Annotated in this window: 17 protein-coding genes; 14 read left to right on the top strand and 3 right to left on the bottom strand. The window is 49.5% G+C overall.

Annotated elements, in window-relative coordinates; all coding sequences use genetic code 11:
* Positions 1 to 16: 16 nt before the first annotated feature.
* The gene (locus F566_RS34365; RefSeq protein WP_020410276.1) at positions 17 to 1,573 is read right to left on the bottom strand and encodes a WS/DGAT/MGAT family O-acyltransferase; all 1,557 of its coding nucleotides are present in this window, start codon (positions 1,571 to 1,573) and stop codon (positions 17 to 19) included.
* Positions 1,574 to 1,670: 97 nt separating this feature from the next.
* The gene (locus tag F566_RS0127555) at positions 1,671 to 2,639 is read right to left on the bottom strand and encodes a polyprenyl synthetase family protein (protein WP_020410275.1); all 969 of its coding nucleotides are present in this window, start codon (positions 2,637 to 2,639) and stop codon (positions 1,671 to 1,673) included.
* 361 nt (positions 2,640 to 3,000) lie between these two features.
* On the opposite strand from F566_RS0127555, the gene rplU reads away from it, so the two are divergent.
* The 4 genes from rplU to proB all read left to right on the top strand — a co-directional run bounded on the left by rplU (position 3,001) and on the right by proB (position 6,190).
* On the top strand, positions 3,001 to 3,312 hold the full coding sequence (gene rplU, locus F566_RS0127550; protein ID WP_020410274.1) for a 50S ribosomal protein L21: 312 nt from the start codon (positions 3,001 to 3,003) through the stop codon (positions 3,310 to 3,312).
* Between the two features lie 65 nt (positions 3,313 to 3,377).
* Complete coding sequence (gene rpmA / locus F566_RS0127545; RefSeq protein WP_020410273.1) at positions 3,378 to 3,638, top strand: 50S ribosomal protein L27; 261 nt, start codon at positions 3,378 to 3,380, stop codon at positions 3,636 to 3,638.
* Positions 3,639 to 3,763: 125 nt separating this feature from the next.
* Positions 3,764 to 4,963, top strand: coding sequence for an Obg family GTPase CgtA (cgtA, locus tag F566_RS0127540; protein ID WP_020410272.1), 1,200 nt, complete (start codon positions 3,764 to 3,766; stop codon positions 4,961 to 4,963).
* Positions 4,964 to 5,029: 66 nt separating this feature from the next.
* Positions 5,030 to 6,190, top strand: coding sequence for a glutamate 5-kinase (proB, locus tag F566_RS0127535; protein ID WP_020410271.1), 1,161 nt, complete (start codon positions 5,030 to 5,032; stop codon positions 6,188 to 6,190).
* 81 nt (positions 6,191 to 6,271) lie between these two features.
* On the opposite strand, the gene rpsT is transcribed toward proB, so the two are convergent.
* The gene (gene rpsT / locus F566_RS0127530) at positions 6,272 to 6,538 is read right to left on the bottom strand and encodes a 30S ribosomal protein S20 (protein ID WP_020410270.1); all 267 of its coding nucleotides are present in this window, start codon (positions 6,536 to 6,538) and stop codon (positions 6,272 to 6,274) included.
* A gap of 336 nt (positions 6,539 to 6,874) precedes the next feature.
* On the opposite strand from rpsT, the gene murJ reads away from it, so the two are divergent.
* From murJ to F566_RS35885, 10 genes are all read left to right on the top strand, one after another.
* Entirely contained in the window at positions 6,875 to 8,455 is a 1,581-nt protein-coding gene (murJ, locus tag F566_RS0127525; RefSeq protein WP_020410269.1) for a murein biosynthesis integral membrane protein MurJ, read from the top strand.
* A gap of 107 nt (positions 8,456 to 8,562) precedes the next feature.
* A complete protein-coding gene (gene ribF, locus F566_RS0127520) occupies positions 8,563 to 9,519 on the top strand; it encodes a bifunctional riboflavin kinase/FAD synthetase (protein WP_026180364.1) in 957 nt (318 codons plus the stop codon).
* A gap of 88 nt (positions 9,520 to 9,607) precedes the next feature.
* Positions 9,608 to 12,433: an isoleucine--tRNA ligase gene (ileS, locus tag F566_RS0127515; protein ID WP_020410267.1), complete on the top strand. Its 2,826-nt coding sequence runs from the start codon at positions 9,608 to 9,610 to the stop codon at positions 12,431 to 12,433.
* A gap of 20 nt (positions 12,434 to 12,453) precedes the next feature.
* Positions 12,454 to 12,972 carry a signal peptidase II gene (lspA, locus tag F566_RS0127510; RefSeq protein WP_020410266.1) on the top strand — a complete coding sequence of 173 codons (519 nt, stop codon included), beginning with the start codon at positions 12,454 to 12,456 and terminating at the stop codon, positions 12,970 to 12,972.
* 12 nt (positions 12,973 to 12,984) lie between these two features.
* Complete coding sequence (locus F566_RS0127505) at positions 12,985 to 13,449, top strand: FKBP-type peptidyl-prolyl cis-trans isomerase (RefSeq protein ID WP_020410265.1); 465 nt, start codon at positions 12,985 to 12,987, stop codon at positions 13,447 to 13,449.
* The gene (gene ispH, locus F566_RS0127500) at positions 13,439 to 14,392 is read left to right on the top strand and encodes a 4-hydroxy-3-methylbut-2-enyl diphosphate reductase (protein WP_020410264.1); all 954 of its coding nucleotides are present in this window, start codon (positions 13,439 to 13,441) and stop codon (positions 14,390 to 14,392) included. Before F566_RS0127505 ends, ispH begins: the two co-directional genes overlap by 11 nt.
* Before the next feature lie 176 nt (positions 14,393 to 14,568).
* Positions 14,569 to 15,069, top strand: coding sequence for a GspH/FimT family pseudopilin (locus F566_RS34360; RefSeq protein WP_020410263.1), 501 nt, complete (start codon positions 14,569 to 14,571; stop codon positions 15,067 to 15,069).
* A 4-nt stretch (positions 15,070 to 15,073) separates the two neighbouring features.
* A complete protein-coding gene (gene pilV, locus F566_RS34355; RefSeq protein WP_020410262.1) occupies positions 15,074 to 15,586 on the top strand; it encodes a type IV pilus modification protein PilV in 513 nt (170 codons plus the stop codon).
* Entirely contained in the window at positions 15,583 to 16,611 is a 1,029-nt protein-coding gene (locus F566_RS0127485; protein ID WP_020410261.1) for a PilW family protein, read from the top strand. The genes pilV and F566_RS0127485 overlap by 4 nt, the downstream gene beginning before the upstream one ends.
* A 5-nt stretch (positions 16,612 to 16,616) precedes the next feature.
* The gene (locus F566_RS35885; protein ID WP_020410260.1) at positions 16,617 to 17,261 is read left to right on the top strand and encodes a pilus assembly PilX family protein; all 645 of its coding nucleotides are present in this window, start codon (positions 16,617 to 16,619) and stop codon (positions 17,259 to 17,261) included.
* The last annotated feature ends 17 nt before the right edge of the window (positions 17,262 to 17,278 follow it).

The following is a 17,278-nucleotide window of genomic DNA, read 5'->3' as shown; positions in this document are numbered from 1 at the left end:
TCGGCAGCACTGTATTCTACTTGGTCTCTTCAGGAGCTTCTGTTTTGCCGTTGCCCGTAAACAGGTTACTGAACAATGAAACGATATCTCCAACCAGTCCGCTAAATACGGTTTGCTCGTCCGGGTTATCTTTGACTGCTTCAAGGGTGGCCTGTGAGGTGTTTGCCACATCCAGCTTCAGTTTTTCTATTGCCTTTGGAAAATGGTTTATGAGTGGTTGCAGATCTGGTACCACGCCAGGGCAGGCTGTCAGTGTAAAGGTCACCTTGCCTGCATAGCTGGAGATAACAAAAACGAGCCCCAACCCATCAAATAGTGGTGCTGTGCCCAACTGATAGTCCACCCTGGCGCCATTGAAATAAAGAGGATACTGAGGGCCGGGAATGTTGGTGATCGGAACATTGAAGAGAGGTTTGTGTTTCTGAGCCAGTTGAAACTCGGTGTAGATGCGCGCTGATAAGCCAAGCATTGCTGATGGTACCAATTGAGTTAAGCGAGTAGCTGAAATGGCCTGGCTGTATACATGTGAGGCACTCGCGTTTTCATGAATGCGTTGCATGCGAATGGCGAGATTGGGTTCATCTGTCGCAAGGGATATCAGTAAAGCTGACAGTTGACTGCCGGTTGGGCTGTCTATGTGCTTGGAACGCACTGATATCGGCTGCATGGCGATTAAGGGGGTGTCCGGCAAGGCTAGGCAAACCTCCGACAGGTAGTTGGAAAGTACCTCAGAGCATAGGGTGACGACGACGTCGTTCAGAGTTAGGTCCGAATGCGACTTTTTTATCTGCTTCAATTGATTGAGGCTGCATTCGAAAAACGCGACGCTTCGACTGCTGTCAATCGGCTGGTTTATTTCAGTGTAGGGCGCACTGAATAGTGAAGGTGGGAGTGCCAGCTTACGCAGGCGCTGTACCAGAAGTGTATAGAAGGCTGAGGCGGCCGCGTCTTTGGCCAGATTGGCCAGTCGAAACGGAGTGTTCAGCGCGCTGCCATAGGCATTGCTGATCAGGCGGGCTTTTGATGGTAAAGGCTGTGGATCCCAGTCCACCGGTTGAAACTTACGCTCACCATCTGCGGTGAAATCAAGCAGGGTGCCGACTAGCTCTTCTCCGGTAACGCCGTCTACAGCGGAATGATGGATTTTGACAACCAAGGCACAGCAAGCTCCGGGAAATTCCTTCGAGTCTTCCAGGCCTTCTATTAGTGTGATGTGCCATAGGGGGCGTTCGCGGTCCAAAGGGGTGGAGATAATGGACGCTGCCAGTTCAAATAGTTTGGAAGATTGGTTTTTTCCCTTGTCCAAAGTGACTTGGTCAAGGTGATGAGATAAAGAGAAGTCAGGATCGTCAACCCAGTACGGATGATCAAGCTTTAGTGGCACCTCCACCAATCGCTGGCGAAAGCGCCTGGATGCTGGCAGACGAGATTCAATGTGATTATACAGGTCGTCGTAAGTAAGGGGTTGTCCCCGATCCTGGCAATTCAGAACGTAGATTCCCCCTATATGCATCGGAGAGGATTCGCTCTCCAGGTACAGGAAGGAAGTATCCAATTCTGATAATTGCTGCATATTCACATCTACTGGCTGGATTCTGACTTACTTTAACAGGCTATTGCCCGAAACGGTAGAACCATAACTCCAGTCGATATTTTGTCGGTTACTGCCGCTATTTGTTGCGATTTACTGCAAACTGTGCAAGTTGTTGCATTGCGTCACGGTGTTGTCCGGCAGGCAGGAGTTCCAGTTGTGCAATGGCATTGGCAGCGTGCCGGCGGGCTTTCTCCAGGGTGAATTCCAGGGCGCCGGATTCGCGCACGGCTTTAAGAATGCTTTCCAGATTGTCCAGTCCACCTTCGCGAATGGCTTTTCTGATTAATTGACGGTCTGGCTCGGAGGTGTGCTCCTGGGCGTATAGCAGGGGGAGTGTGGGCTTGCCTTCTGCGAGGTCGTCGCCTACATTTTTGCCCATATCAGCAGCATTGCCGGTGTAGTCTAAAACATCGTCGATGAGCTGAAAGGCGATTCCCAGTTCCAGCCCGTAAATCTGTGCAGCTTCCCGCTGATTGGAGGCACTCCCTGCTAAGGTGGCTGCAGCGTGAGAAGCGGCTTCAAACAGTTTCGCTGTTTTGGCTGTTATGACGTCCATATACTGAGCGTGGGTGATGTCAGGGTTCTTGCAGTTGGTCAGCTGCAGGACTTCGCCTTCGGCAATGACATTGGTCGCATCGGATAGAATCTGCATCACTTCCATGTTGTTGAGCTCGACCATCATTTGGAAGGCTCGGGAGTATAGGAAGTCACCGACCAGAACGCTGGGGGCATTGCCCCATTTTGCATTGGCGGTGTCGCGTCCACGACGAAGAGAAGAGGTGTCTACAACATCATCGTGAAGCAGAGTGGCTGTGTGCAGGAACTCTATAATGGCGGCAAGCTTTCGGTAACCGGGATCTTTGTTGTTAATGGCGTTGCTGACCAGTAAGACCAGAAGTGGGCGTAATCGTTTACCCCCGGACTCGATAATGTATTGTCCTATGTGTTCAACCAACGGTACCCGAGAAAAAAGCTGGGTCGTGATTAGCTCGTCCACCGCCGCGAAGTCGTCGCTCACGGTGTTGTATATGAGTTCTGCCTGCATTGTCGTGATGAAATCCGGGTGGAACGATTCCTGAGGAAGCGTTCTGGTTGATGCCTATTGGGATGGCAATGCTATGAGGCCTGTACTCAGGCTGTCAAGTTATAAGGACGAGAAAGCTCTGTGCATCAGGATTGGAATGACTGGATTGGGGTGATTCCAATGATTGTTTGCTAATTGATCGGCACGGTTGTATAATCTCGCGCCCGCTGAAATCCATTCCCTGTCGAAAGGGTGTCAAGAGACTCCCGTTGAAACAGGTGCGGCCAAGTTCAAGAAGTGGAATGAATGCTGAAGCTGGCGCAAACTCGACTCCGGTCGGGCCAGGTGAGGCTGTAGAAAGACATGTTGGAGATTTGCACGCATGTACGCAGTAATTGTTAGTGGTGGTAAGCAACACCGTGTTCGCGAAGGCGAGCGTATTAAACTGGAAAAAATCGAACAGGAAACCGGTGCTACCGTTGAGTTCGATAAAGTGTTGCTGGTTGCTGATGGTGATGATGTGAAGGTTGGCGCGCCAGTTGTTGAGGGTGCCAAGGTTTCTGCTGAGATCATTGCTCATGGCCGCCACAAAAAAGTGAACATTATCAAGTTCCGTCGCCGTAAGCACCACATGAAGCGTCAGGGACATCGTCAGTGGTACACTGAAGTTAAAATCACTGGCATTTCTGGCTAATCGCCTTCTTGCATCATCTGAATGATGTACGAAGCAGGCATTCATTAGGTTAAAGGAGACATACAATGGCTCATAAGAAGGCGGCGGGTAGTAGCCGTAACGGTCGCGATTCAGAATCGAAACGCCTTGGCGTCAAGCGCTTTGGTGGTCAAATGGTTAAGGCTGGCAACATTTTGGTTCGTCAGCGCGGTACCGAGTTTCATCCTGGTGAGAACGTAGGTTGTGGTCGTGACCACACTTTGTTTGCCAAGAAAGATGGATATGTTAAGTTTTCTGTTGGTGGACCGGCAAAGCGTCGTACGATAAGTATTGAAGCTGCGGAATAAAATACGGCCCAGAATAAGAAAAGCTCCGCACTTGCGGAGCTTTTTTATTTGTGCTGGCTTTGTGTGGCGGCATTAATTGTTATTAGTTGATACGGACGGCCTGAGGGGTCACCGGGAGAGATATTATGAGATTCGTTGATGAGGCCACCATTTATGTTGAGGCTGGCAAAGGTGGGGATGGCTGCCTGAGTTTTCGTCGCGAGAAATATATTCCCAAAGGTGGTCCGGACGGCGGTGATGGCGGCGATGGCGGTTCGGTGTTTTTGCAAGCTGATGAAGGTGTGAATACGCTGGTGGACTATCGTTATACTCGCAAATACAAAGCGGGTAATGGGCAGCCGGGGCGTGGCGGTAACTGCACAGGGGCTGGCGGCGATGATATTTATCTGAAGGTCCCGGTTGGTACCACGGTGGTGGATACAGATTTAAATGAAGTTGTCGGCGACTTAACTGAGGTTGGGCAGGTTTTGAAAGTGGCTCAGGGCGGCTTTCATGGTCTGGGGAATACTCGTTATAAGTCGAGTGTGAATCAGGCGCCGCGTCAAACCAAGCCTGGACAGCCTGGAGAGTCACGTAATCTGCGTCTCGAGTTGAAGGTCCTGGCGGATGTTGGTCTTTTGGGGTTGCCTAATGCTGGTAAGTCAACGCTGATCAGAAGTATCTCCTCAGCCAAGCCAAAAGTGGCTGATTATCCTTTTACGACCTTGGTGCCTAATCTGGGGGTTGTTCGTGTACAGCAACACAGAAGCTTTGTAGTTGCTGATATTCCTGGATTAATTGAGGGGGCTGCAGAGGGGGCGGGTCTTGGGATTCGCTTTTTGAAGCATTTGGTCCGTACTCGTCTATTGCTGCATATTGTGGATGTGGTGCCGCCCGATGAGGTGGATCCTGCTGAATCGGTTAAAAAGATTGCGGCAGAGCTGGAAAAATTCAGTCCGACTCTAGCTGATCGCGAGCGCTGGCTGGTATTGAATAAAATGGATATGCTGCTGGAGGATGAGCAGGAGGAGGTTCGCAGTCATATTCTGTCTTCTCTTGATTGGGATGGTCCGGTATACAGTATTTCTGCATTGGCGGGTGAGGGAACTGACCGGCTTTGTCAGGATATTATGCGCTGGATGGATGAGCGAGCTGAGATGGAGCGAGAAGATCCGGATTTGGCTGAAGCTGAAAAGCAGATCAGAGACAAAATGGATGAAGAGGCCAGGGAGAGGATTCAGTTTCTGCAGGAGCAGCGTCGTCAGGCCCGGAAAAAAGCGAAAGAAGAAGGTCGTGATGATGACGACGATGATGGTGATATAGAGGTTGTGTTCGCTCCATACTGAGAGTATTGACTTCAGGTGGAGGTGTGGTGCTCTGAAGTCTGAGTTTTGTTAAATGGTTGGATTTGAATGTCTGAGTCGATGCTACTTGATGATATGGCTTCTGAGGTTGCGCGGAATCGTCTGAAAACCGGGCGTCGCTGGGTGGTCAAGATTGGAAGCGCCCTGTTGACCAATGATGGTAGAGGGTTGGCGTTAGATGCGATGGCTCCTTGGGTTGAGCAAATGGTGGCATTGGCTGAATCCGGGGTGGATATCGTCATCGTTTCCTCCGGTTCTGTTGCAGAAGGGATGAGTCGTCTCGGTTGGGATGCGCGTCCTCATCATTTGCATGAGCTGCAGGCTGCGGCGGCTGTTGGGCAAATGGGGTTGGTGCAGGCCTGGGAGGCGCAGTTCAAGCAACATGGTCGACATACTGCGCAGATATTGTTGACTCATGATGATTTGTCGGATCGTCGCAGGTATCTGAATGCGCGCAGTGCCGTCAGGGCTCTGGTGGATCTAGGTGTTATTCCAATTATCAATGAGAATGATACTGTAGTAACTGATGAGATCCGGTTTGGTGATAATGATACGCTGGCGGCTCTGGTGGCGAACCTGATTGAGGCGGACACATTGGTGATTCTGACCGATCAGTCGGGGCTATATAACGCGGACCCAAGAAAAGATCCGGAGGCTCAGTTGGTGTCACAGGCCAGAGCAAGTAACCCTGCTTTGGATGCGATGGCATCCGGGGCGTCTGGAGTGCTTGGGCGTGGTGGGATGTATACCAAGTTGCGCGCAGCAAGACTGGCGTCCCGTTCAGGGGCGGCGACAGTGATCGTAGGTGGTAGGCAGGAAAAAGTTCTGACACGTCTGCGTGAGGGTGAGGAGCTTGGAACGTTGTTGTTGTCTGATCAGGAGCGCCTTGATGCTCGTAAGCAGTGGCTGGCCGGGCACTTGAAGACCAAGGGGCAGCTGACGCTGGATGATGGGGCGGTTCGTGTACTTACCAGGCAGGGGCGGAGTCTGTTGCCGGTGGGTGTGAAGGCGGCCAATGGTCGGTTTCAGCGTGGCGAGATGGTGAGCTGTGTAGATGAGCAGGGTAAAGAGGTTGCTCGTGGGCTGGTTAATTACGATGCTGAAGAGGTGTCGAAAATTATCGGTCAGCCATCAAGTGCAGTTGAGTCAATTTTAGGGTATGTGAATGAGCCTGAGCTGATTCACCGTGATAATATGGTGTTGTTATAGTGGTGTTCGGCAAGAGAGTTGGTTGAAATTCAGAAATAAAAAAACCGGCATATAGCCGGTTTTTTTATTTCTGAAGCAGGATTAGGCTTTAAGAGCCTTGATCTTGGCGTTCAGGCGGCTCTTGGTGCGGGCAGCTTTGTTTTTGCTGAAGATGCCTTTGTTGACCATAGAGTCGATAATCGGAGTCGCTGCCTGAAACGCTTTGGTTGCGTCGTCATAGTTGCCGGCTTCGACTTGTGCGCTAACTTTCTTGATGTAAGTACGAACCATGGAACGCAGGCTCATGTTGTGAGCACGGCGCTGAACTTGTTGTCTTGCGCGCTTCTTGGATGATGGGGTATTCGCCACCTGTAAACTCCTCAAAATTCGATGCTATCGATACCCTGAGTGTCAGTTAGTAGTATTTGACTACTTGTGCCTGCCTTCTCAGGAGTACCAAAAATAAAGGACCGCCGAAATAAATGACGCGGAAGGATGCCGCTTTCGGCCCGATTTGTCAATGGTTAGGTTAAAAAATTCCCAATATTTTTGGGGTGGCCGTGGCAGTAGAGAGTGTTCGGTGAAAGCTGTTCTCCCTTTCTAACCGTCATGTTAGCATGTGCCACCTTAAATTGCTGGCCGGATTGACCATTCTGGTGGTATCAAGTCGGCGAATGTCTGAATGTATGTCCAGGGACTCATAGATTGAGCGCTGAAAAGCCAGATTCTGAACAGCCAGTAGGGCCAAAACAAGGGTCGCTATTGAGATCAAGCGGCTTGGTTGGTGTTATGACCATGCTTTCCCGTGTGTTAGGCCTGGCCAGGGATATTGTGATAGCGAACTTCTTTGGTGCGGGGGCTGGGGCTGATGCTTTTTTTGTCGCATTCAAAATTCCCAATTTCATGCGCCGTTTGTTTGCCGAGGGAGCCTTTTCGCAAGCGTTTGTGCCGGTATTGTCTGAGTATCGGACGACGGTGACTCCTGCTGAAACCCGCGTGTTGATTAACAGTGTTGCGGGAACCTTGGGGTTGGTGCTTGTTTTGATTACGGTGGTTGCTGTTGCCGCAGCTCCTTTGTTAACCGCGGTATTTGCTCCAGGGTTTCTTGATGATGATATCAAGTTCGGGCTGACAGCAGATATGCTGCGCATTACATTCCCCTATTTGTTTTTAATTTCCATGACAGCATTTGCGGGCGCCATACTGAATAGTTATGGCAACTTTGCTGTTCCGGCTTTTACGCCTGTCTTGCTGAATCTAAGCCTCATTGGTTCGGTTTATTTTCTGACGCCTTACCTGGACCTTCCCGTGATGGCTCTGGCCTGGGGAGTGATGATTGCCGGATTCGCACAATTGTTCTTTCAGTTACCCTTTCTGGCAAAGCTTGGCCTTCTTCCTAAGCCCAAAGTGAACAGGCAGCACGAGGGGGTACGTAGGATTCTGAAATTGATGACGCCTGCGCTTTTTGGCGTCTCTGTCAGCCAGGTAAACCTTCTGTTGGATACTATTCTGGCGTCGTTCCTGGTAACCGGGAGTGTATCCTGGCTTTACTATTCTGATCGGCTTTCCGAATTACCACTTGGGGTTTTCGGAATTGCTATTGCGACGGTCATACTGCCAAGTTTGTCCAGAAAGCATGCCTCGGCAAATACTGGGGAATTCTCGGCGACGCTCGACTGGGCTGTTCGCGCTGTATTACTTATTGGCATTCCGGCGGCCCTGGCATTAATGGTGTTGGCGGTGCCACTTATTTCAACCCTGTTTCAGCACGGTGCATTGGCAGACGAAGATGTGTTGATGTCTGCGCAGAGTCTGCGGGCATATGCGGTCGGTCTGCTATTTTTTATGCTGATCAAAGTGTTGGCCACTGGGTACTTTTCCCGGCAAGACACCAAAACCCCGGTAAAGGTTGGGGTGGTGGCCATGGTAGCGAATATGGTGCTTAACCTGATGCTCGTTGTGCCGCTTGCGCATGCGGGATTGGCTCTGGCAACCAGTTTGTCGGCAGCCTTGAATGCCGGGCTGCTCTGGAATGGGTTGCGTCGTCAGGGAATTTACTCCGCTCAGCCGGGATGGTGGCGGTTTGCCGGTCAATTGGTTGGTGCTTCTGTGATGATGGTAGCGCTATTGCTCTGGTTGAATCCGGCTGACGAATATTGGTTAAGTGCTGATGTGTGGAAGAAGATCTTCTGGATGGCCTTGCTATGTTTTGGGGGAGGAGCGGTTTACTTTGTTTCGCTATTTGCTTCCGGTGTCAGAATTCGCCAGTTCAGAATGCGGGATTAAGTTGATGAGCAGGTACTGGTGCACAAGTTGGGTTAATTATTGTCAATCGGTTGGGCTGATTAGGCCAGTTGCTTTATAATCGCCGTTTTGTTTGGCTTTAGCGTTTAATGAAACTGATCAGGGGAATCCATAATCTACATTCGTTTACCGATGGTTGCGTGGCAACTATTGGGAACTTTGATGGTGTTCACTATGGGCATCAGGTCATTATTCGTCAGTTGCAGGCGAAAGCTAAGGCTCTGAAACTACCGGCCGTCGTCATGGTGTTCGAGCCTCAGCCCCGGGAGTTTTTCGATGAAGATAAAGCTCCGGCCCGTCTGATGCGTTTCAGAGAGAAGCTGGAGGCGATCGCAGCTCTTGATGTAGAAGTTTTGCTGTGTCTGCAGTTTAACCGTCGGTTGAGGCATCTGGCAGCTCAGCAGTTTGTAGATCAAGTGTTGGTTGATGGATTACACGTTCGACATCTGGTGGTCGGTGACGATTTCCGCTTTGGTTGTGACCGTGCGGGGGATTTTGAGTTACTCCAGGCATCAGGAAGGAAGAATGGGTTTTCTGTAGACCATACTGCGACGGTTGAGGTGGGCGGAGCCAGAGTCAGTAGCACTCGCATAAGAAAGTTGTTGGCAGATGGACGTTTTGACAAGGCAGAGGAATTGCTGGGGTACCGCTATTCGATCAGTGGGCGCGTGCTCCATGGACGCAAGCTTGGAAGACAACTGAATGTGCCGACTGCCAACGTGAACCTGGGGCGTAGACGATCTGCGTTAAAGGGCGTTTACGTTGTGGACGTGAGGATGGCCTCAGGCGAGGTGTGGCCAGGAGTCGCCAATGTTGGTTATCGTCCAACAGTGGACGGAGGAGATCCCAAGCCTAATCTTGAAGTGCATTTACTGGATTTTGATCAGGATCTCTATGGGCAGAGGCTGAAGGTAGAGTTTCTGGAAAAATTGAGGGATGAGCAACGGTTTGCTGATTTAAATGAACTGAAAACCAGAATTCACCAGGATATCGATCAAGCCAGACAATTCTTTCTCGGACGCTCGAAAAAGGTTGCTGAGCAATAAAAGTTAAACGCGGTAAGCCGTAAAATTAAACTCGGATAGTAGATCAGCACCATTAATGTGGCTGCTGCGAGAGCATGTTAGGTAAATTATGAGCGACTATAAACATACCCTGAACCTACCAGAGACCGATTTCCCTATGAGAGGGAACCTTCCCCGGCGCGAGCCGGCCATGCTTGAGCAATGGCAGGAGATGGGGCTCTACGACAAAATTAGAGCAAAATTTAAAGGTCGCGATAAGTTTATTCTTCATGATGGTCCTCCATATGCCAATGGAAATATTCACCTGGGGCATGCGGTTAATAAAATTCTGAAAGATGTCATCGTGAAATCCCGTTCTGTTGCCGGGTATGACGCCCCTTATGTACCTGGATGGGACTGTCACGGCTTGCCGATTGAGCACAAGGTCGAAACAATGATCGGTAAGGCTGGCGAAAAGGTTGGATACAAGGAGTTCCGCCAGAAGTGTCGTGAGTATGCGATGAAGCAGGTAGAAGGGCAGCGAGAAGACTTTATCCGGTTGGGCGTGTTTGGTACCTGGGATAAGCCATACCTGACCATGAATTTTCAGACTGAGGCGGATATTATCCGGGCGCTGGGTAAAATCGCTGTGAGCGGCCACCTGCAAAAAGGCTACAAACCGGTTTACTGGAGTGTGGTTGGTGGATCTGCTTTGGCTGAAGCGGAAGTGGAATATCATGATAAGACGTCTAATTCTATTGATGTGACCTACCCAGGCGTTGATCAGCAAGCAGTCACTGAAGCCTTTTCCGATGCAAGTGGTGAAGGTATGGTTTCCGCGGTTATCTGGACAACTACGCCGTGGACCTTGCCGGCCTCTCTTGCCATTTCCGCTGGTGCTGATCTTGATTATGTTCTGGTTCAAATTAGCCGGGGGCAGGGGCCTGAGCGTCTGTTGATGGCGGAGACGCTGGTTGAGTCCGTGATGGGGCGTGCCAATGTCGAAGAGTTCTCCATTGTTGGGCATGCAAAAGGTGCCAAGCTCGAAAATCTGCGCTTCAAGCACCCCTTTTATGATCGGGAAGTACCTGTCCTTTTAGGTGATCACGTTACGCTTGATGCTGGTACCGGGTTGGTCCATACGGCTCCTGACCACGGTCTGGAGGATTTTGCTGTCTGTAAAAAGTATGGCATTGAAACCATTAACCCGCTGGATGATAAAGGGATCTATCGGGAGACAGTAGAGCTTTTTGCCGGCGAGCATGTTTATAAAGTTGATGATCATGTCATCGAAGTGCTGAAAGAACAGGGTCACTTGCTTAGTCATGGCAAGTTGACTCACAGCTATGCTCATTGCTGGCGAACCAAAACGCCTTTGATATACCGTGCAACACCGCAATGGTTTATCAGCATGGAGAAAGCTGGTCTTAAACAGAAGGCTCTTGAGGAAATCAAAAAGGTGCGTTGGGTTCCTGCATGGGGGCAAAATCGCATTGAGGCGATGGTTGAGCAAAGTCCTGACTGGTGTATTTCGCGTCAGCGCACATGGGGAGTGCCGATTGCTTTTTTTGTCACCAAGGATTCTGAAGAACTGCATCCAAATACGGCTGAACTTATTGAGCAGGTCGCGCAGCGTGTGGAAAAAGAAGGGATGGATGCCTGGTGGGATCTTGACCCGACTGAATTGCTCGGCGACGAGGCCGATCAGTATAAGAAAGTAACCGATACGCTTGATGTCTGGTTCGACTCGGGCGTTACACACAGTGCTGTATTGCAGTCGAGAGAAGAGCTTGGCCAATATCCGGCCGATCTTTATCTGGAAGGGTCCGATCAGCATCGTGGGTGGTTTCAATCCTCCCTGAAGACGGCGGTAGCGATTAATGGCAGTGCTCCCTATCGGCAGGTGCTGACCCATGGCTTCACCGTTGACGAAAAAGGGCACAAGATGTCCAAATCACTGGGGAACGGAATTGAGCCTCAGGAAATCATGAATGAGCTGGGTGCAGATATTCTGAGGCTCTGGGTGGCTTCGACCGACTACAGCGCGGAAATGGCTCTGTCCCGGGAAATCCTGAAACGTACTGCGGACAGTTATCGTCGTATTCGTAATACTTCTCGGTTCCTGCTGGCAAACCTGAACGGTTTCGAGCCTGGTCAGCACGCGTTGCCTTTGAACGAGCTGCTGGCATTGGATCGCTGGATCGTCGATAAGGCATGGCTGATTCAGGAAGAGATCAAGAAAGCCTATGAGCAGTACAACTTTGTGCAGGTATACCAGAAGGTTCATAACTTCTGCGTACTTGAATTAGGTGGGTTCTACCTGGATGTGATCAAAGACCGGCAGTACACAACCCAAAGTGACAGTGTCGCTCGACGCTCTGCTCAGACGGCTTTGCATCATATTGCAGAAGCTTTGGTTCGCTGGATCGCTCCGATTCTGAGTTTTACTGCTGAAGAAATCTGGCGTTGTTTGCCAGGTGAAAGGTCCGAATCGATATTTCTTGAAACCTATTATGAAGGTCTGGAGCCATTGGAAGAGTCTGTGGAGTTGGGGCGTGATTACTGGAATCATGTTCTAGAAGTGAAATCCGTTGTCAACAAGGCGCTTGAAGAAGCCCGCAATGAAGGAAAGATTAAGGCGTCACTGTCTACTGAGCTCGATTTGTATTGCAGTGATGATTTGAAAGCGGTACTTGAGAAGATCGGAGATGAACTCAGGTTCGTACTGATTACTTCACGCGCGACTCTTCACTCCATGTCTGAGTCGGGGGCTGATTCGGCTGCGACAACTGATTTATCCGGGCTTAAAGTCACAGTATCTCCGTCATCGCATGCGAAGTGTGAGCGGTGTTGGCATCACATGCCGGATGTGGGAAATCATGAAAAGTACATCGATCTGTGTGGTCGCTGTATTGTCAATGTGGATGGTGAGGGGGAGCCTCGCTCTTTTGCATAAGCAGAAGAGCGGAAAGTTTTATGAGTGCTGTTAATAACCTCAAGATGCTACATTGGTTGTGGTTAAGTGCCCTGGTGGTTGGGGTGGATTTGTTCTCCAAGCATATGGCCTCAACTAACCTTGATTACGCCGTATCGGTGCCGGTATTACCGTATTTCAATTTCACTTTGCTACACAATACCGGGGCGGCGTTCAGTTTCCTGGCGGATGCTTCTGGGTGGCAACGTTGGTTCTTTGTATTGCTGGCTGTAATAGTGAGCGCCATGCTGGTTTTGTGGCTGGTTCGACTGAGGTCAGACGAGAAGTGGATAGCTTGTGCTCTAAGTTTGGTTTTGGGAGGGGCGTTAGGTAACCTCTATGACCGGATTGTTCTTGGTTATGTGGTGGATTTTCTGCACTTTTTCTATGAGAACTACCACTTTCCGGCTTTTAACTTAGCAGATTCGGCGATCACCGTGGGTGCCATCATGATCGCCATTGATATCTTCAGGCAGCATAAGCATGATGATTCAAGTCAGGAACAAGAGAAAACGTCTTAACTGGATATATTCATGACAGAGTTGTATGTAGGGCATGGTGTTAAGATAACACTGAATTTCGAACTGAGACTGGAGTCCGGTGAAGTGGTTGATTCCACATTTAACAAGGCGCCGGGTAGCTTTGAGTTTGGTGACGGAACGTTGCCAGCTGGTTTTGAAGAGCTTATGCGGGGAATGGGCGTGGGAGAGCGTAAAGTCTTCGAAGTTAAGCCAGAGCATGGATTCGGTATGGTGAATCCGCAAAATGTTCAGACTTTCCGGCGGGATGACTTTGCCCATCTTGATTCTCTGGAGCCGGGGATGGTGATGTCATTTGCAGATGCAGCCAAGGCAGAGTTACCGGGCGTGATAGCAAAAGTCTCTGAAGACGAAGTGGTCGTGGACTTTAACCACCCTTTGGCAGGTCATCAATTGGCATTTGAAGTGGAAATTATTGCACTTTCTGAAGTTGGCGCTGAGGAGTCCCATGGACATTAAGCTTGCAAATCCTCGTGGGTTCTGTGCGGGGGTTGATCGGGCCATAGAAATTGTCAATCGAGCATTGGATGTGTTCGGGGCTCCAATCTATGTGCGCCATGAGGTGGTTCATAATCGCTTCGTGGTGGAGAATCTTCGTCAGAGAGGGGCTGTGTTCGTTGACGAGCTGCACGAGGTACCGGACGATTCATTGGTTATATTCAGTGCTCACGGCGTATCACAGGCCGTGCGTAAAGAGGCTGATAACCGGGGACTGAAAGTATTTGACGCGACCTGTCCCCTGGTGACAAAAGTCCATATGGAAGTGATGAAATATTCTCGCGATGGTTGGGAATGTATACTGATTGGTCATGAAGGCCATCCTGAAGTTGAAGGCACCATGGGGCAATATGATGCCTCCAATGGCGGCGCTATCTATCTGGTTGAAGATCAGGCAGATGTGGCCAGTCTGACGGTGAATGACGCATCAAATCTTGCCTATGTTACACAGACCACTCTATCGATGGATGATACAGCAAAGGTCATCGATGCACTTCGTGCGAAGTTTCCTGAAATAAAAGGTCCTCGTAAGGATGATATTTGCTACGCGACCCAGAATCGTCAGGATGCAGTCAAAGATCTGGCGGCGGACTGCGATGTGGTGATGGTGGTAGGGTCTGTGAACAGCTCCAATTCAAATCGATTGAGGGAGCTGGCAGAAAGAATGAATGCGCAGGCCTATCTCATTGATGGAGCGCATGAAATCAAACCGGAATGGGTCACTTCTGCCAAAAAGGTTGGGGTGACTGCCGGGGCATCCGCTCCCGAAGTTCTTGTTCGTCAAGTCATTCAAAGACTTCGGGAGTTGGGGGGAGGCGAGCCTCTGGAGATCTCTGGTGTGGAGGAAAATATTGTCTTCTCCATGCCCAAGGAGCTTCGAATCCCCGCTAAAAACCTTTCCTGATAGACTCTTTCGAATCTATTCCTTCTACAGTGCACAATCTGAACGATTGTGCACTGTTTCTCACTTTTTAGCTTAACCTTACCGCTTGTCCATGTAATCTCCCGCCCGTCGAGGTAGGCGTGATCTCCCAAGCCATCTAGACTATGTTTACAGTGCAGCAAAAGGGTTAGGTGAGTATGAAGCAAAAAGGTTTTACGCTGGTTGAATTGATGGTCACGATTGTGGTTCTTGCACTAGTGCTGACAGTTGGTGTGCCTTCATTTCAATCAATGATCGTTTCAAACAGTGTCACGGCTGATCGTGATATTTTATTTAATGCTTTGATTTATGCTCGTGGCGAGGCGGTAAACAGAGGGGAGATGGTGACTGTCTGTAAATCGTCTGATCTGGCTGATTGTAGTACCACTACGAGTTGGGGGAATGGTTGGATTGTCTTCATTGATGAAGATGATGACGGTTCAGTTGATACCGGAGAAACAATTTTGCGTGTAGGGGAGGCTTTAGATGCCTCTGTTTCCGCTTCAACCAGCCCAAGTGTTGATCGAGTGACCTTTACCAGTAGAGGGCAGCTATCCGGATCGTCGACGGCGACAACGTTTACATTTTCTCACAGCTCTGGGACGTCCTATGACAAGTCTGTTGGGGTTTCATCGACCGGGCGGGCCAGTAGAGGATAATGCGATGAGTATCAGCCAACACAATATGCAAATCTTAAAAGCCCAGAAGGGACTTGGATTAATCGAAGTTTTAGTGACAGTTTTGATCCTGGCTGTCGGGCTTCTTGGCATAGCTGCCTTGCAGGCGAAAAGCCTGAAAAACAATGCTGAATCTTATTACAGGACTCAGGCTACTGTTCTGGCTACTGACCTGGCTGATCGAGTGCGTTCGAATCGGGCAATTCTCGACACATTTGAAAATGCCTATGATATGACTTTCGCAACCAGTAAGACCATTACAACCACCAAAAACTGTGAAACTGCAGCTTGCTCTGAGTCGGATCTTGCTGAGTATGACAAAGTAAATTGGGTTGGACTCGTAATTGACAATTTGCCCGGTGGCGAAGCTCAAGTTACCACAGATGAGCAAACTGATGGCTCCTTTCTGGTCAAGATTGAGATTCAATATGACCTGGACTTCGGACAGTCGACCTCTTCGAACAAACCTAACTTTGAATACATGACCAAAATACTATGAAACAGATACCCAAACTATCATCAGGTTTCGTAGCTCAGAGAGGGTTGTCTCTCGTTGAGCTATTGATTGCTTTGGTCCTGGGGCTATTGTTGCTGACAGGCGTTATTAACGTCTTCTTATCAAGTAAGACGTCATATGGTGTTCAGGAGGCCAATTCCCAGGTGCAGGAAAATGCCCGCTTTGCACTGGAATTCATATCCCGGGATGTAAGAATGGCAGGTTTTGGGGGGTGTTCAAATGATATGTCCGTGGCGAACACGCTCGATCCTGCTACAGGCACATTTTCGCAGATTGAAAACGGTGTAGAAGGGTTTGAAGGCGGGGTCAGTACCTTTCCTACGGAATTTGGAACTGTGGTATCGGGTACTGATGCAATCGTCATTCACTCCATGAATACAGATGGAGCATTGAATGTCACCAGTCATGTTCCTGCTTCTGCCACGATTCATGTTGATGATACGCATTCATACGTTGAAGGTACCGTTCTGGTCATTGTAGACGCGAACTGTTCCAACATGGGGATCTTTATGACCACGGAAGCCAATGTTGGTGGTAACTCTCAAAAAGGGGTTCACAATAAAGGGCTTACTGTGAACGGGATTAAGAACTGCACTATGAAACTCAAAGGGAGTTTCGACTGCTCTAATCCCGCCAATGCTGTGCAGGGCAAATATTCTCCAGGGTCCTCTCTTTACTCGCTCTCGTCAAAGGCCTATTACATTAAGGAAAACAGTGACGGTGTTCCTTCTCTCTACCGTTTATCGTTTGGAGGATTGCTAAATAACACGACGACAAATACTGAAGAGGAAATTGTCGAAGGGATTTCAGATTTGACGATTACCTACGGTGTAAAAGATTCCTCTGACAATATTACATACAAAAAAGCCGGTAGTGTGGCCTCAACTGAGTGGGAGTCTGTGGTCGTTGTCCGATTGGTTTTAGAGTCTCAGAGCCTGACCACTGTGGATAATAATCCTGTGACGCGCACTTTTACTCAAACGGTAGATCTGAGAAATAGAGGATAAAGGCCATGCTATTCAATCAAACCAGTAAAGAGCGTGGCAGTGCCTTGATCATCAGCCTGATTTTCCTGGTGCTGTTAACCATAGTGGGATTGAGTGCTTCCAATATGTCAAATATGGAAGAGCGGATGACGGCTAACTTCCGAGACCATGAACTGGCATTCCAGGCCGCTGAAGCAGCTTTAGTGGAGGCCGAAAAGTGGGTTGGTTCGAATGGGACCAGTTTTGCTCTGACGGATATGTACACGACCTCCGCCAGCAATTCGACCAGCACCTGTTCTACAACGACTTCCGCTAACTGCTTTACGCAGAATTGCGATGGTGGCTTATGTTTTACTGGAACTTTCCCGGCCTCCGGTACCCCGATATCTGACTGTACTGTAGGAAGTGATAATCCATGGGAAGACTGGGCGCTGTGGGATGATGCCAACAAGGTGAAAACTGTTGGTACGGATATAGATACGGCATTTATTCAAGCCAAGTACATTGTGGAGTTCAGGTGTTTCTTTCCACTTGATCCCTCCAATGCTGAGCCTGACCCTAACAACTACAACGAGTGGGCGCCCGGATTCAGGATTACGGTTCTGGCATCAGGAAGCACTGCAGATTCGAAGATAATGCTACAGTCCATTTATAAAAGGGATCAGCTTTAGCGTTTAGCTTATGCGAG

The sequence above is a fragment of the Hahella ganghwensis DSM 17046 genome (genome assembly GCF_000376785.1).
GTDB lineage: Bacteria > Pseudomonadota > Gammaproteobacteria > Pseudomonadales > Oleiphilaceae > Hahella > Hahella ganghwensis.
This window is presented reverse-complemented; position numbering and strand designations above follow the sequence as displayed.